Origin of the sequence: Spongiibacter nanhainus, assembly GCF_016132545.1 — a bacterium.
In the GTDB taxonomy this organism is placed as follows: Bacteria; Pseudomonadota; Gammaproteobacteria; order Pseudomonadales; family Spongiibacteraceae; genus Spongiibacter; species Spongiibacter nanhainus.
Genome location: NZ_CP066167.1, coordinates 2,026,680 through 2,041,097, shown reverse-complemented (window position 1 = coordinate 2,041,097; position 14,418 = coordinate 2,026,680). Strand labels below are relative to the sequence as shown.

14 protein-coding genes are annotated in these 14,418 nt (G+C 57.5%); 5 read left to right on the top strand and 9 right to left on the bottom strand.

What is annotated here, in order from left to right; translation table 11 throughout:
* Positions 1-4 precede the first annotated feature (4 nt).
* Both ppsA and I6N98_RS09335 read left to right on the top strand, forming a co-directional pair.
* Positions 5-2,383: a phosphoenolpyruvate synthase gene (gene ppsA, locus I6N98_RS09340; RefSeq protein ID WP_198571485.1), complete on the top strand. Its 2,379-nt coding sequence runs from the start codon at positions 5-7 to the stop codon at positions 2,381-2,383.
* 90 nt (positions 2,384-2,473) lie between these two features.
* Positions 2,474-2,788, top strand: coding sequence for a Rieske (2Fe-2S) protein (locus I6N98_RS09335; protein WP_198571484.1), 315 nt, complete (start codon positions 2,474-2,476; stop codon positions 2,786-2,788).
* Between the two features lie 26 nt (positions 2,789-2,814).
* Here the strand turns inward: I6N98_RS09335 and I6N98_RS09330 are convergent, their stop codons facing one another.
* From I6N98_RS09330 to I6N98_RS09300, 7 genes are all read right to left on the bottom strand, one after another.
* Entirely contained in the window at positions 2,815-3,723 is a 909-nt protein-coding gene (locus I6N98_RS09330) for a GNAT family N-acetyltransferase (protein WP_198571483.1), read from the bottom strand.
* The gene (locus tag I6N98_RS09325; RefSeq protein WP_198571482.1) at positions 3,710-4,840 is read right to left on the bottom strand and encodes a cupin domain-containing protein; all 1,131 of its coding nucleotides are present in this window, start codon (positions 4,838-4,840) and stop codon (positions 3,710-3,712) included. The genes I6N98_RS09330 and I6N98_RS09325 overlap by 14 nt, the downstream gene beginning before the upstream one ends.
* Positions 4,841-4,847: 7 nt before the next feature.
* On the bottom strand, positions 4,848-6,212 hold the full coding sequence (gene purB, locus I6N98_RS09320; RefSeq protein ID WP_198571481.1) for an adenylosuccinate lyase: 1,365 nt from the start codon (positions 6,210-6,212) through the stop codon (positions 4,848-4,850).
* Between the two features lie 78 nt (positions 6,213-6,290).
* Positions 6,291-6,926, bottom strand: coding sequence for a high frequency lysogenization protein HflD (gene hflD / locus I6N98_RS09315; RefSeq protein ID WP_198571480.1), 636 nt, complete (start codon positions 6,924-6,926; stop codon positions 6,291-6,293).
* Positions 6,923-8,044, bottom strand: a complete 1,122-nt coding sequence (mnmA, locus tag I6N98_RS09310) for a tRNA 2-thiouridine(34) synthase MnmA (RefSeq protein ID WP_273475627.1) — start codon at positions 8,042-8,044, stop codon at positions 6,923-6,925. The genes hflD and mnmA overlap by 4 nt, the downstream gene beginning before the upstream one ends.
* 1 nt (position 8,045) lies before the next feature.
* Positions 8,046-8,504, bottom strand: a complete 459-nt coding sequence (locus I6N98_RS09305; protein WP_198571479.1) for an NUDIX hydrolase — start codon at positions 8,502-8,504, stop codon at positions 8,046-8,048.
* Positions 8,505-8,601: 97 nt separating this feature from the next.
* Positions 8,602-9,288, bottom strand: coding sequence for a pseudouridine synthase (locus I6N98_RS09300; RefSeq protein WP_198571478.1), 687 nt, complete (start codon positions 9,286-9,288; stop codon positions 8,602-8,604).
* Between the two features lie 126 nt (positions 9,289-9,414).
* Here I6N98_RS09300 and icd point away from each other — a divergent pair, with 126 nt between their 5' ends.
* The gene (gene icd, locus I6N98_RS09295; protein ID WP_198571477.1) at positions 9,415-10,668 is read left to right on the top strand and encodes an NADP-dependent isocitrate dehydrogenase; all 1,254 of its coding nucleotides are present in this window, start codon (positions 9,415-9,417) and stop codon (positions 10,666-10,668) included.
* Positions 10,669-10,930: 262 nt separating this feature from the next.
* Here the strand turns inward: icd and I6N98_RS09290 are convergent, their stop codons facing one another.
* Positions 10,931-11,158 carry a cold shock domain-containing protein gene (locus I6N98_RS09290; RefSeq protein WP_198571476.1) on the bottom strand — a complete coding sequence of 76 codons (228 nt, stop codon included), beginning with the start codon at positions 11,156-11,158 and terminating at the stop codon, positions 10,931-10,933.
* Positions 11,159-11,365: 207 nt separating this feature from the next.
* On the opposite strand from I6N98_RS09290, the gene clpS reads away from it, so the two are divergent.
* Entirely contained in the window at positions 11,366-11,698 is a 333-nt protein-coding gene (gene clpS / locus I6N98_RS09285) for an ATP-dependent Clp protease adapter ClpS (protein ID WP_198571475.1), read from the top strand.
* Between the two features lie 77 nt (positions 11,699-11,775).
* The gene (gene clpA / locus I6N98_RS09280) at positions 11,776-14,046 is read left to right on the top strand and encodes an ATP-dependent Clp protease ATP-binding subunit ClpA (protein ID WP_198571474.1); all 2,271 of its coding nucleotides are present in this window, start codon (positions 11,776-11,778) and stop codon (positions 14,044-14,046) included.
* A 24-nt stretch (positions 14,047-14,070) separates the two neighbouring features.
* On the opposite strand, the gene infA is transcribed toward clpA, so the two are convergent.
* Positions 14,071-14,289 carry a translation initiation factor IF-1 gene (gene infA / locus I6N98_RS09275; RefSeq protein WP_022957154.1) on the bottom strand — a complete coding sequence of 73 codons (219 nt, stop codon included), beginning with the start codon at positions 14,287-14,289 and terminating at the stop codon, positions 14,071-14,073.
* Positions 14,290-14,418: the final 129 nt, after the last annotated feature.

Genomic DNA, 14,418 nt, shown 5'->3' with positions numbered 1-14,418 from the left:
TAGCATGAGCGATAAACAGTACGTGATCCAATTCAGCGAGCTCGGCATGAACGACGTCGAGCGAGTCGGCGGCAAGAACGCCTCGCTGGGGGAAATGATCAGCCAGCTCTCGCAGGCCGGGGTGTCGGTACCGGACGGTTTTGCTACCACTGCCGATGCCTACCGTGATTTTCTCGAGCAAAGCGGACTCAACCAGCGCATTGCCGACACCCTCAAAGGCCTCGATATCGACGACGTTAAAACCCTGGCGGAGACCGGCAAGCAAATCCGCCAGTGGATTGTGGATACGCCCTTTCCGGCGCCACTGAACCAGGCCATCACCAGCGCTTTTGCCGACATGACCGCCGACAACCCGACACTGGCCTGCGCGGTGCGCTCCTCAGCCACGGCGGAGGATCTCCCCGACGCATCCTTTGCCGGTCAGCAGGAAACCTTCCTGAACATTAGCGGCATCGACAATATTCTGATCGCCATTAAAGAAGTCTTTGCGTCCCTGTACAACGACCGCGCCATTGCCTACCGGGTACACAAGGGCTTTGCCCACGAGGAAGTGGCACTGTCAGCCGGTATTCAGCGTATGGTGCGCTCCGAAACCGGCGCCGCCGGCGTGATGTTCTCCATGGATACCGAGTCCGGCTTTGACGGCGTGGTCTTTATTACCGCCAGCTACGGTTTGGGCGAAACCGTGGTACAGGGCGCCGTCAACCCCGACGAATTTTATGTTCACAAAGCCACCCTGGAAAAACAGCGCCCTGCGGTGTTGCGCCGTAACCTGGGTAGCAAGTTAATCAAAATGGTCTACGGCAGCGAGGCCTCAGCGGGTAAATCTGTAGAGACCATCGACGTCCCGGAAGACGATCGCAATGTCTTTTGTATCAACGATGCCGAAGTGGAATCCCTGGCCAAGCAGGCCTTGATCATTGAGCAGCACTACGGTCGCCCCATGGATATCGAGTGGGCCAAAGACGGCGACGACGGCAAGCTGTATATCGTTCAGGCCCGACCTGAAACCGTAAAAAGCCGCGAGTCTGCCACCCTGATGGAGCGCTACCTGCTCAAGGAAAAAGGCGATGTGCTGTGTGAAGGCCGCGCCATTGGTCAGCGCATCGGCGCCGGCCCGGTGCGGGTGATCGACGATCTGGCGCAGATGGATCAGGTACAAAAGGGTGACGTACTGGTTACCGATATGACCGACCCTGACTGGGAGCCGGTGATGAAGCGGGCCTCCGCTATTGTGACTAACCGCGGTGGCCGCACTTGTCACGCCGCCATCATCGCCCGGGAGCTGGGTATCCCCGCCGTGGTGGGCTGTGGCGACGCCACCGAACTGCTAAAAACCGGGGTGGACGTGACTGTGTCCTGCGCCGAAGGCGACACTGGCATGGTCTATTCCGGAATGCTGGATTTCGATATCAGCACCAACGAGCTGGACGCGATGCCCGACTTGCCCTTCAAGATTATGATGAATGTGGGCAACCCCGATCGGGCCTTCGACTTCCAGGGCTACCCCAATGCCGGGGTAGGCCTGGCGCGGCTGGAGTTCATTATCAACCGTATGATTGGGGTTCACCCCAAGGCGCTGCTGAACTTTGACGATCTGCCCCGGGATGTCCACCAGGCAGTGAAACGCCGTATCGCCGGTTACGCCAACCCGGTGGATTTTTACGTCGACAAACTGGTGGAAGGAATCTCCAGCATCGCCAGCGCCTTTTACCCTAAAAAAGTCATCGTGCGGATGTCGGATTTTAAGTCCAACGAATACGCCCACCTGATTGGCGGTAGCCTCTACGAGCCCTCTGAGGAAAACCCCATGCTGGGTTTCCGGGGCGCTTCCCGCTACATCTCTGACTCCTTCCGGGAGTGCTTCGATCTGGAATGCCGGGCACTGAAGCGGGTGCGGGACGAGATGGACCTCAGCAATGTGGAAATCATGGTGCCCTTTGTGCGCACCGTGGGTGAGGCCAAGCAGGTGATCGACCTGCTGGCGGAAAATGGCCTGAAGCGGGGTGAAAATGGTTTGCGCATCATTATGATGTGTGAGCTGCCCGCCAACGCGCTGCTGGCCGAGCAGTTCCTGGAGCATTTCGATGGTTTTTCCATCGGCTCCAATGACCTGACCCAGCTTACTCTGGGGCTAGACCGGGATTCCGGGCTGATCGCCCACCTGTTTGATGAGCGCAATGAGGCGGTCAAGGTGCTGCTATCCAACGCCATTCAGGCGTGTAAAGCCCAGGGTAAGTACATCGGCATCTGTGGCCAGGGGCCTTCAGATCACCCGGACTTTGCCCAGTGGTTGATGGAGCAGGGTATCGACAGCGTCTCCCTCAACCCCGACTCGGTACTGGAAACCTGGTTGTTCCTGGCTGACAAACTGAAAAAGTAGGGGATTGTTATCGAGTCGCGCTAGACTTGTAGTAACAGACCCCAGGGCTGCATTGGCAGCCCTTTTTGTCTATGGCCCACAGGCGGCGCTATGCACTACTACAGTCTGGAAAAATTGATCAACCTTTGCGATGGCTATCGCAAGACCTTTAAGATCGACAGCCATCACCTGCTGTTGCTGCAGGTGGACGGCCAGCGCTTTCTTATCGAAAGCCTGTGTCCACACCGGGCCTACCCCCTCAGCATGGCGGATATTCAAGGCCATGTGCTGATCTGTCCAAAACACGCCTACTGTTTCGACCTGCGCAGTGGCCAGGTAAAGCATTACAGCGAAGAGCCGTGTCGGGATTTGCGGCGCTATGAATTGGTATACCAGGGCAACGAAGTGGGCGTGATGCTGGATTAAGGGCGCCCGCTCAGTACGGCCTCTGCTCAGTAAAGAGTACGCAACCAGGGAGAGGGCTTGCCCAGGTTCCACAGCCGATCGAACTGCTCGCCGTATTCCCGCACGGCGGGGCGCTGGTAAAAACTGGCCCAACCCAGGGTTAGCCCAGCCCGGCTGCTAACGATGATGCCTTCTTTGTCCACCAGCAGAAAATACTCGGTGACGTCCCGGGTATGCTCCGGCTTGATCACTCGCAAACTGATAGAGCTGCTCAGGCGCTGGCTGAGGTCCACCATAGGGTGACGAATTTCCCGCAAGGGACGGTCGTCGCAGATCAACAGGCGGATCTCGCTGTTGCGATGGCGCCTGGCCAACTCCGAGCAGCATTCCGCCAGCGCCGGATCGCCGTAGATCTCAGGCTCCAGGCAGCGGCTGAAGATATACAGTTTGCGACGGGCCTGTCTGGCCATCGCCAGCACCGTGGCGGGCATATCCTTAACCCGAAACTTCTCGCTGTCGATACCCAACTTACCCTGGGGAACGATGGCTTTGGTCATGCGCTGGTGGGGAATGCCCGCATCCATAAAGATGGGCCCCTCCAGCTCAAAGCCGGCTTTTTCATAAAAGGGGATGGCATGGGTTTGGGCGGCGAGGGACACTTCCGTCAGGCCCTGATTAGCGGCTTCGTTGAGGCTATGTTCCAGCAGTGCAGTGCCAATACCCTGGTGCCGATAGGGCGCCAGTACCGCCATCCTGCCGATTGTGCCATCTGCCAGCAGCCGCGCTGTCGCTATTGGCTCGCCGCTGCGAGTGGCAAGAAAATGTAAGGCGTCGGGGTCGTACTGATCGATCTCCATGTCCTCCGGGACGTGCTGCTCGTCGACAAATACCGCAAAGCGGAGATCCCTTAGGGTGTCGCTCGCATCACTCCAGTGAACAGTTTCAATCGTCAGCATCGTCCTCAAACTCCAGCGTACCCTGGCTGTACAGCAGGAAGGCCAGGGCGTTATCCAGCTCATCGGGGACCGGGTCGCCGGCTTCCAGCGTACACAGCGCCTCGATTAACCCTCGCGCTTCAGGCGCATAGCGGCAGGCGGCGCCGTCGGCAAACAGATAGTTATCATCAAAGGCCAACCGGGCGCCGAGCCTGAGTACCAGAGTAGCGCTTATCCGCTGCTGACTAAAGCGGGTTTCGTCCACCACTGGAGGCAGCGGTTCATCGGGGTCTAACGGTGCAGTCATGGTTTGGCCAAACCTTTGGGCCAATCCGTCGGTACTGGTCATCCGAGATTGGATAATGCCGGCAACGCGCTCCACGGCATCGCTGGGGATGTACGCACTGTGATCGACCGCGCGGAGAGCCCCGTCCCGGTAGCGGCGATCGTCGCTTAGCTGATCGGCAACATGGTCTGTCCAATCCCGCAAAATATCGGCTTCTGCCGGGGCCCTGAAACCCACCGACAAGGTGACGCAGTCATCGCCTTCGGCAATCCCCCAATGGGCCACACCGGGGGGGACATAAAGCACATCGCCGGGTTCCAACAGGACTTCTTCGAGTTGATCAAAGCGCTTTAGCAAACGCATTTGCGGGTGGCCGGCCAGAGGCGTGCGGGAGTCACAGCGCTGGCCGATTTTCCAGCGCCGGCGGCCGCTGCCCTGGATGAGAAAGACATCGTAATGGTCGTAGTGGGGGCCGACATTGCCGCCGTCGGTGGCGTAGCTCACCATAATATCTTCGGTGCGCCAGCGCGGCAGAAAGCGAAAAACTCTAAGCAGTTCGGCTACGCCGGGAATCCAGCGGTCTACCCCCTGTACCAACAGAGTCCAGTTCGCCTCCGGCAAGTCGGCAAAGTCCTCGGCGCCGAAAGGACCGTTGCGCAGCAGCCAGCTATCACCGTCCTGCATGACCAAGCGACTGTCTACGCCCTCCTCGCAGGCCAGTCCCGCCAGGTCGTCGCCCTCCACTGGGCAGTCTAAGGCGGGGAAGGCGGCGCGAAATACCCGCACATTGCGTTGCCAATCGTCATCCAGAAAGCGCTGAATATCGACGCCGCCTAACTCCTGATTCGCCATATAAGGCCTAAATGCGCTTGGCCTGGGCCGCTGCGTTACCGATGTAGCTCGCCGGGGTGAGGGCACGCAGTTCCGCTTTGGCGGCCTCGGGGATTTCCAGAGAGTCGATAAAGGTGGCCAGGGTCTGCTGGTTTATAGACTGACCCCGGGTCAATGCCTTGAGTTTTTCGTAGGGCGACTCGACCCCGTAGCGGCGCATTACCGTCTGGATGGGCTCGGCCAGCACTTCCCAACTGGCGTCCAGATCCTCGGCAATGCGAGCCGGGTTGATTTCCAACTTGCCCAGGCCCTTCATGGTGGCCTGGTAGGCAATCAGGCTGTAGGCGAAGCCCACACCCATGTTGCGCAATACCGTGGAGTCGGTGAGGTCCCGTTGCCAGCGGGAAATCGGCAGTTTGGCCGCCAAGTGATTTAACACCGCATTGGCGATGCCCAGGTTGCCTTCGGAGTTCTCGAAATCGATGGGGTTAACCTTGTGGGGCATGGTGGAAGAGCCCACTTCGCCGGCCACGGTTTTTTGCTTGAAGTAGCCCAGTGAGATATAGGCCCAGATATCCCGGTCCAGGTCGATCAGGATGGTGTTAAAACGGGCGACGCCATCGAACAGTTCGGCAATATAATCGTGGGGCTCAATCTGAGTGGTGTAGGGGTTCCATTCCAATCCCAGCGAAGTCACGAATTGCTGAGCGTGTTGTTCCCAGTCCACTTCCGGGTAGGCGGACAGGTGGGCGTTGTAATTGCCCACGGCGCCATTGATTTTGCCCAGCAGCGCCACATCGGCAATGCTCTGGCGTTGACGGCGCAGACGCGCTACGACGTTGGCCAACTCTTTGCCCATGGTGGTGGGGCTGGCGGTTTGGCCATGGGTGCGGGACAGCATCGGCACCTCGGCAAATTCCCGGGCCTGGCTGGCCAGTTTGTCGATAATCTCGTCGCAGTGGCGCAGCAGTTCGGCGCGACCTTCCCGCAGCATCAGGGCATGGGACAGATTATTGATGTCCTCGGAGGTACAGGCAAAGTGGACAAACTCCGAGACTGTCGCCAGTTCGCTGTGGTCGCTAATGCTCTCTTTAATGAAGTACTCAATGGCCTTCACATCGTGGTTGGTAGTGGCCTCGATGTCTTTGACCCGCTGGCCCTGGCTTTCGCTGAAGCCGGCGATCAGCGCATCCAGCTTGGCGGTCGCCTCCGCTGACAGTGCCGGGACTTCCGCAATGGCACTATTGGCCGCCAGCGCCTGTAGCCAGCGCACTTCTACAATGAGTCGGCTTTTGATCAGGCCAAACTCACTGAACACAGGGCGAAGGGAAGCGGTTTTCGAGCCGTAGCGGCCATCTACCGGCGAAATAGCGGTAAGGGCGGATAAATCCATAGTGGGGTCCTGCTGAAGGTTTTGACAGGCGCGCAATCATACACCAGCTCGGCGGGCTTTTCAGTGCTTACCGGGGTATTACTCGGGCGCCATCAACAGCGATTTTGCGCACTCAAAGTAGCGATTGCGATGAAAGATTAAGCGCCAGCGGCTGCCGCCGGCCTGGCGCCACAAAAATGCCCCGCGAACACCGGCCAGCAGCAGGCTGCGGATGCGGGCGGCATTGTTGGGGTTTTGTAGCTGTTGGGCGCTGCCGTTGACCTGGATACGGTAGCGATACTGCGACAGGGTATCTTGATAAATTGATGCAAGGGTATCGCTCATGCCACTGATATTGCTGACGAATTCCCGCTGTTTTTCCGCGTGCTCCAAGCGATTTCGGAGCAGCGTCATGCCCTCGCTGTCCCGACTTAGGCGTCGTTGCAAATGCAGCACGCCCAGGCAGTAGCGCATCACATTGCGGCGTTCGCCGTAGTCGTTGCCGCTAAGCAAGTCCCGCAGGCCGCGAATGCCCAAGCTAAAATCCCGTAAGTCCCCCAGCGCCGCCTCGGTGCTGTCGGCGGAAAAGCTGAATAGGCTATTCAAGCTGGCCTCCAGGGCCTCTGGCTCGGCCTGCCCGGTGCGGGCGATTTGGTCCACCAACAGCACGCTTTGGACAACGGCAGCTAAACCTAGTGTTTGATCCCGCAGGACATCGGTGTGGGGCTGATTCACGGGTTAAAGCCTCCCTCGATAATCCCACCCCCCAAACAAATATCGTCCTGATAAAACACCACCGACTGGCCCGGGGTAACGGCGCGCTGAGGCTGATCGAAGACCACGGTGTAACCTTCATCGCTTTTTTCCAGCCGGCAGGCTTGATCGGGCTGGCGGTAGCGGGTTTTGGCCATGCAGCGCAGTGGCAGTTCCGGCTCACTGCCTTCGACCCAATGCAGCTCGCTGGCGGTCAGCGCCCCTTTAAACAACCGCGGGTGCTGCTTGCCTTGGGCCACCAGCAATACGTTGCGCTGTAGATCCTTATCCACCACATACCAGGGCGCGTCGCCGGCATCTCTAACACCGCCAATACCCAGGCCCTGGCGCTGGCCAATGGTGTGGTACATCAGGCCGCTGTGGCGGCCCAGAATTTCGCCCTCCAGGGTTTCGATATCGCCGGGTTGAGCGGGGAGATATTGCTGCAAAAAGTCTTTGAAGCGCCGCTCGCCGATAAAACAAATACCGGTGCTGTCCTTTTTGTTGTGGGTGACCAGACCGTGCTGTTCGGCCAAGGCGCGCACTGCCGGCTTTTCCAGCTCGCCCACTGGAAACAGGGTGCGGGCCAGCTCCCGGCCGGACACCGCGTGCAGGAAGTAACTCTGGTCTTTTTCCGGGTCCAGTCCCTTGAGGAGTTGAGCGTTGTTTTCGGTTATGGCGCGGCGTCGGGCGTAGTGTCCGGTGGCGATATAATCGCCTCCCAGGGTCACGGCGTGATCGAGAAAAGCGCGGAATTTGATCTCTTTGTTACAGAGAATATCCGGGTTAGGGGTACGGCCAGCGCGATACTCGGACAGGAAATGCTCGAAGACGTTGTCCCAGTACTCGTTAGCAAAATTGGCGGTGTGCAGATAAATATCCAGCTTTTTGCACACTGCTGCGGCGTCGGCCAAATCCACCATCGCTGTGCAGTACTCGGTACCGTCGTCCTCGTTCCAGTTCTTCATAAACAGGCCTTCAACCTGGTAACCCTGTTGTTGAAGGAGGAGGGCGGCCACTGAGGAGTCGACGCCGCCGGACATGCCGACAATCACTTTGGTGTCTTCAGGGGCCTTTGCCATGGTTGCAGTGGTATCCATACTAGGGCCCTCGTCCTCCAGCCCCGTCCACCATCGACAGGGGATAGCGGTGGCCATCGAGGTAGCGATCCAGACAGTCCAGGACCATGGGGCTGCGCAGCTCGGCGCGCTGTGCCAGCAGTTCGTCCCGGTCCAGCCATAGCGCCCGATCGATATCCGGATCCAAAGGTGATTCGGGGCGAAAGGCCACAGGCCGGGCAAAGAAGGTGGTGCGATGATAAGTCACGCCGTTGCTGCCGGCGGTGTAAAGGCCAATGCTCACCACACCTTGAATCTCTACCTGCCACTGAGTCTCTTCCAGGGTCTCCCGCAGTGCGGCTTCGATGAGGGATTCGCCCTGTTCAAGATGACCAGCGGGTTGATTGATGACTTTCCTACCTTCGCGGGTTTCCTCAACAAAGAGGAACTTGCCTGCGTTTTCCACGATAGTGGCAACGGTGACGTGGGGTACCCAATCCATAATAGTGTGAATGCGCCTTGTAATTTGCCAGGTCGGTTACGTCTTAACGGATCTTAAACACGCCTCGGCGAAAGCCCGGCATTGTAGCAGCTCCCGGCTATTTTCCTACACGTCCTCGCCGCCCCGCAGCCGCTGGACGGCCCTTGCCGGCTCCAGAGCTGTAGCGTTTTTTAGCGCCGCGCTTCTGGCCTGGACGGGAAGCTGGCCTGGGCGGGGGAATCAGTTGTTTCAGCTCATCGCTGGACAGGCTCACCCGACGGTATTGTCCCGGCGGCAAATCACCGAGTTGCCAATCGCCAATGGCTGCGCGCACCAGGCGCAGGGTGGGGAAGCCCACTGCCGCCGTCATTCTACGGACCTGGCGATTGCGGCCTTCGGTGATGGTGAGTTGCAACCAGGAAGTCGGAATATTGGCGCGATAGCGCACCGGCGGCTGTCGCGGCCAGAGGTCCTTTGGCTCTTCAATACGCTGCGCCTCGGCGGGCAAGGTCGGGCCATCTTTTAGGTCGACGCCCCGGCGGAGCTGGGCGAGGGCGGCTTCGTCGATATCGCCGTCTACCTGCACCCAGTAGGTCTTGGATCGCTTGGCTTGTGGGTGACTGATGGCGCTTTGCAGCTTGCCGTCATCCGTCAGTGCCATCAGACCCTCGGAGTCATAGTCCAGGCGACCGGCTGGATAAATGCCGCTTATCTTGATGTAATCGGCAAGAGTGGCACGGCCCTGATCGTCGGTGAACTGGCTCATCACTCGAAAGGGTTTATTAAAAAGAATTAGCTCAGACACCGGCTACGTGACCATTCATAGAAGAAATTCGATTATAAAATGCTATAATGCCGCGCGGCACGGCCGTCGTGTACCCCTGAACGGCCTTGCGCACCGATTCTAATCCGATGAACCATGGAGTTAAAAATGGGATACCAACATATCAAGGTACCTGGTGAGGGCGAGAAAATCACCGTTAATACGGATCTCACCCTGAATGTACCCGATCGGCCAATTATTCCTTTTATCGAAGGTGATGGCATCGGGGTCGACATTTCTCCGGTAATGATCAAAGTCGTCGACGCTGCTGTAGAAAAAGCGTACTCCGGCCAAAAAGCGATCAGCTGGATGGAGATCTACACTGGCGAAAAAGCCGCCGAGCTTTACGACGGCGACTGGTTCCCGGCCGAAACGCTGGACGCAATCAAAGAATATTCTGTGGCCATCAAAGGCCCCCTGACCACACCGGTTGGCGGCGGTTTCCGCTCGCTGAACGTTGCACTGCGTCAGGAATTGGACCTGTATGTCTGCCAACGCCCTGTGCGCTGGTTTGAAGGGGTACCATCGCCGGTTAAAGAGCCCGGCAAAACCAACATGGTGATCTTCCGCGAAAACTCCGAGGACATCTACGCCGGCATCGAGTGGCAAGCTGGCACTCCGGAAGCTGACAAAGTGATCAATTTCATGCAGGAAGAAATGGGTGTCACCAAAATCCGCTTCCCGCAGAATTGTGGTATCGGCGTTAAGCCGGTGTCGGAAGAGGGCACCAAGCGCCTGGTTCGCAAAGCGATTCAATACACCATCGACCAAGACCTGCCTTCACTGACCCTGGTGCACAAAGGCAACATCATGAAGTTCACCGAAGGCTCCTTTAAGAACTGGGGCTACGAATTGGCGATGGAAGAGTTCGGTGGTGAGCTGCTGGACGGCGGCCCCTGGGTGAAAATGAAAAACCCCAACACCGGTAAAGAAATCATCATCAAAGATGTGATCGCCGACGCCATGCTGCAGCAAGTGCTGCTGCGCCCGGATGAGTACAGCGTTATCGCCACCCTCAACTTGAACGGTGACTACCTGTCAGACGCATTGGCGGCTCAGGTCGGCGGTATCGGTATCGCCCCCGGCGCCAACCTTAGCGACAACGTGGCGCTGTTTGAGGCCACCCACGGCACCGCACCGAAGTACACCGGTCAGGACAAGGTTAACCCCGGTTCACTGATCCTGTCTGCGGAAATGATGCTGCGTCACTTGGGTTGGAACGAGGCTGCTGATCTGATCATCAACGGTATGAACGGCGCCATCCAGGCCAAAACCGTGACCTATGACTTTGAGCGTTTGATGGACGGGGCAACCCTGCTGAAGTGCTCTGAGTTTGGTGACGCCATTATCAAGAATATGTAAGGCGGTCCCACCGGCTACCTGCTTTTGCGGGTAGCCGATTTTCTTCCCTCCCTTTTGATCCCGCATTCAGTTGATCCCGCGCCTCTGTCATCCAGCCACAGCGTTCAACAGGCCGAGATTCACCACGCCCAATGTTTTAGCGGAAACCGTTTGCAGCGATCGCTGCGCAAAAAAATCTGCTGCCAGAGTTGTGGCAATAGCCTGCTGCACCCGGCTAAACCGGGAACAAACTCCATTGGGAAGGAATCGAAACTATCGAGAGCTACGTATCTGAGGTATGAGTAGCGTCGTCGGTTTCAATTGTGACAGCGTGCAGGCCCTTGGGGCCCATTTCCGCGTCAAAGTTGACCGTTTGCCCGGCTTTCAGGGTTTTATAGCCTTCCATAGAAATGGCGGAATAGTGAGCGAAGACCTCATCACCACCACCTTCGGAAAGAATAAACCCATAGCCCTTGGCGTTATTGAACCACTTTACAACACCGGTTTGCATAGCTTTGTACCCTGACTTCTCGTTATAGTTATTAACGGTCGCACCTTGTAATTCAGCGACTCGGGCCTCATTTTTAAGCAGTAAGGTGGCCGCGTCAAGTAACAGCCAATCCGGCAGCCCGCCGGTCGGTGATAACCCCTATTGTCGACGCCACTAGTGGTGCTAAGCTCAGGTAAAACACAGATTATGCAGTATGAGATTTACAGCATGAGTGACGACACAGACCCGGATATCGGTCACGGTGTCGCGGTTCAAGAATCTGAACCCACTCTGAAAAAACCGCCCATGTTCAGGGTGGTGCTTTTGAACGATGACTATACTCCTATGGAGTTTGTGGTGGAGGTGCTGGAGGATTTCTTTTATATGGATCGCCAGCAGGCCACCCAAGTAATGTTGACAGTGCATACCCAAGGAAAAGGCGTATGTGGCATTTTTACCAGGGATATTGCCGAAACCAAGGCGGCAATGGTCAACCAGTATGCCCGGGATAACGGTCATCCGCTGTTGGCAGAGACCGAAGAGGGCGGAGATGCGGATTAGTGCATGAAAATTGCAGTGATCCCGTTACCACGCGTAACTCCCGCAACCGCAGTAGCAGCAAATAGGCGTGACAGGCTATGTTGAGTAAAGATCTCGAAACCACCCTCAGCCAGGCATTCAAATCGGCCCGCAGCCGCCGACACGAATTTATGACGGTGGAGCACTTGCTGCTCGCCCTCGCCGACAACGAGGCCGCAGTCAAAGTCCTTTTGGCCTGTGGCGCTGACCTCACCCAGCTCAAAGGGGATCTCAGCGAATTTGTGGAGGCGACCACCCCGCGCATACCCGACGACGACGTGGAGCGGGATACCCAGCCCACTCTGGGATTTCAGCGCGTTCTGCAACGCGCCGTGTTCCACGTGCAGTCCTCCGGGAAAGAAGAAGTCACCGGCGCCAATGTACTGGTGGCGATCTTCAGTGAACAAGAAAGCCAAGCGGTCTATTTCCTCAAGTCCCAGAGCGTGAATCGCCTGGACGTGGTCAATTTCATCACCCACGGCATTTCCAAAGTGTCCGGCGCCGAGGGCATGGATCCCGAGCAGCAAGCCGAGCAAGAGATGGGCGGCGAAGATCCGGAACAACGGCCGCTGGAAAATTTTGCGACCAATCTCAATGAAGAGGCCCGTATGGGCCGGATTGACCCCTTGATCGGCCGTGCCGATGAGGTCGAGAGGGTCGCACAAATCCTCACCCGTCGCCGCAAAAACAACCCGCTTTTGGTGGGTGAATCCGGTGTGGGTAAAACTGCCATCGCCGAGGGACTGGCCAAACGCATCGTCGATGAAGATGTGCCCGAAGTGCTGTTGAAAAGCGTGGTGTATTCACTGGATATGGGCGCACTGCTGGCCGGCACCAAATACCGGGGTGATTTTGAGAAGCGCCTCAAAGGTCTGCTTAACGATCTGAAAAAGCGGGAAGGCGCGATTCTCTTTATTGACGAAATTCACACCATTATCGGCGCGGGTGCCGCCTCCGGTGGCGTCATGGACGCCTCCAATTTGCTCAAGCCGCTACTAAGCTCCGGTCAGATGCGCTGCATCGGCTCCACGACCTTCCAGGAGTACCGGGGCATTTTTGACAAGGACCGGGCGTTGAGCCGCCGTTTCCAAAAGGTCGATGTCAACGAGCCCTCAGTGGAAGACAGCTTCCTGATTCTCAAGGGCTTGAAGTCGCGGTTTGAAGAGCACCACGATCTCAAATACACCGATGCCGCTCTGCGCACTGCGGCGGAGCTGTCGGCACGTCACATCACCGATCGCTTCCTGCCCGACAAGGCCATCGATGTGATCGATGAGGCCGGTGCATACCAACGGCTGCAAAAACCAGAAGATCGAGTCGACACTATTGATGTACCGGAAATCGAGGCCGTAGTCGCCAAGATCGCCCGCATCCCGCCAAAAAGCGTGTCTTCCGACGACAAGGCTTCATTGGCCAAGCTGGAGGACAACCTCAGAATGGTGGTCTTCGGTCAAGACCAGGCCATCACTGAGCTCAGTGCCTCCATCAAGTTGGCCCGAGCCGGCCTGCGCGCCGGCGACAAGCCCATTGGCTCCTTCCTGCTGGCCGGTCCCACCGGGGTGGGCAAGACCGAGGTATGCCGCCAGCTGGCCAAGCTACTGGGGCTGGAGCTGATCCGCTTTGATATGTCGGAATACATGGAACGGCACACCGTGTCACGATTGATCGGTGCGCCTCCAGGCTATGTGGGCTTCGATCAGGGAGGTCTGTTGACCGATGCCGTCACCAAACACCCTCATTCCGTGGTGTTGTTGGACGAAATCGAAAAGGCTCACCCGGATCTGTTCAATCTGCTGCTTCAGGTTATGGACCACGGCTCGCTGACGGATAATAACGGTCGCAAAGCCGATTTCCGCAATGTGATTTTGGTAATGACCACCAATGCCGGCGCGGAGAACATCAGCCGCCGTTCTATTGGTTTTACCGAGCAGGACCACCACACCGATGCCCAGGAAGCCATCGAGAAACTGTTCACGCCGGAATTCCGCAATCGCCTCGACAGTGTGATCAACTTTGGGCCGCTTCCCGAGGAGGTGGTACTGACCGTGGTAGACAAATTCCTGGTGGAATTGCAGTCACAACTGGATGACAAAAAGGTGGTGCTGCACGTCAACGACGACGCCCGCCGCTGGCTGGTGGAGAAGGGCTACGACAAAGCCATGGGCGCTCGCCCGATGGCCCGGGTCATTCAGGAGCACATCAAAAAACCGCTGGCCGAGTTGGTACTCTTTGGCGAGCTGGAGAACGACGGTGGCACAGTGGAAGTCAGCGTCGAAGGCGACGGCTTGAAAGTCTCGGCGGAGAAAGTGGCGGAGGCCGATCCTGCGTGATCGGCCCCTGCTGGACAGGCAGCCTTAACGGCCCCGGAAGGTAATGCGACCTTTGGTGAGGTCGTAAGGGGTCAGTTCGACTTTGACCTTGTCGCCGGTGAGAATGCGGATGTAGTGTTTGCGCATTTTGCCCGAGATATGGGCCGTTACCACGTGGCCATTTTCCAGTCGAACACGAAACGTGGTGTTGGGCAGGGTGTCGATCACCTCGCCTTCCATTTCAATCTGGTCTTCTTTCGCCATTCGGCAATTGTCCTCAGATACGATTAATTTGGGTTGAGATAAAGGGTGTAGACTTGCAAAGCAGGGCGTCATCGATTCCCGACCACCCTGAAACTCGCGCGCATTTTGCACTAAATCATGGAATTAGGC

Coding starts and splice junctions, on each gene's coding strand:
- I6N98_RS09305 (WP_198571479.1), bottom strand. CDS start 8,504: ATGGATTGGGTACCCCACGTCACCGTTGCCACTATCGTGGAAAACGCA.
- I6N98_RS09290 (WP_198571476.1), bottom strand. CDS start 11,158: ATGCAAACCGGTGTTGTAAAGTGGTTCAATAACGCCAAGGGCTATGGG.
- I6N98_RS09330 (WP_198571483.1), bottom strand. CDS start 3,723: ATGCTGACGATTGAAACTGTTCACTGGAGTGATGCGAGCGACACCCTA.
- clpS (WP_198571475.1), top strand. CDS start 11,366: ATGAGTGACGACACAGACCCGGATATCGGTCACGGTGTCGCGGTTCAA.
- icd (WP_198571477.1), top strand. CDS start 9,415: ATGGGATACCAACATATCAAGGTACCTGGTGAGGGCGAGAAAATCACC.
- mnmA (WP_273475627.1), bottom strand. CDS start 8,044: ATGGATACCACTGCAACCATGGCAAAGGCCCCTGAAGACACCAAAGTG.
- ppsA (WP_198571485.1), top strand. CDS start 5: ATGAGCGATAAACAGTACGTGATCCAATTCAGCGAGCTCGGCATGAAC.
- infA (WP_022957154.1), bottom strand. CDS start 14,289: ATGGCGAAAGAAGACCAGATTGAAATGGAAGGCGAGGTGATCGACACC.
- I6N98_RS09335 (WP_198571484.1), top strand. CDS start 2,474: ATGCACTACTACAGTCTGGAAAAATTGATCAACCTTTGCGATGGCTAT.
- I6N98_RS09325 (WP_198571482.1), bottom strand. CDS start 4,840: ATGGCGAATCAGGAGTTAGGCGGCGTCGATATTCAGCGCTTTCTGGAT.
- purB (WP_198571481.1), bottom strand. CDS start 6,212: ATGGATTTATCCGCCCTTACCGCTATTTCGCCGGTAGATGGCCGCTAC.
- clpA (WP_198571474.1), top strand. CDS start 11,776: ATGTTGAGTAAAGATCTCGAAACCACCCTCAGCCAGGCATTCAAATCG.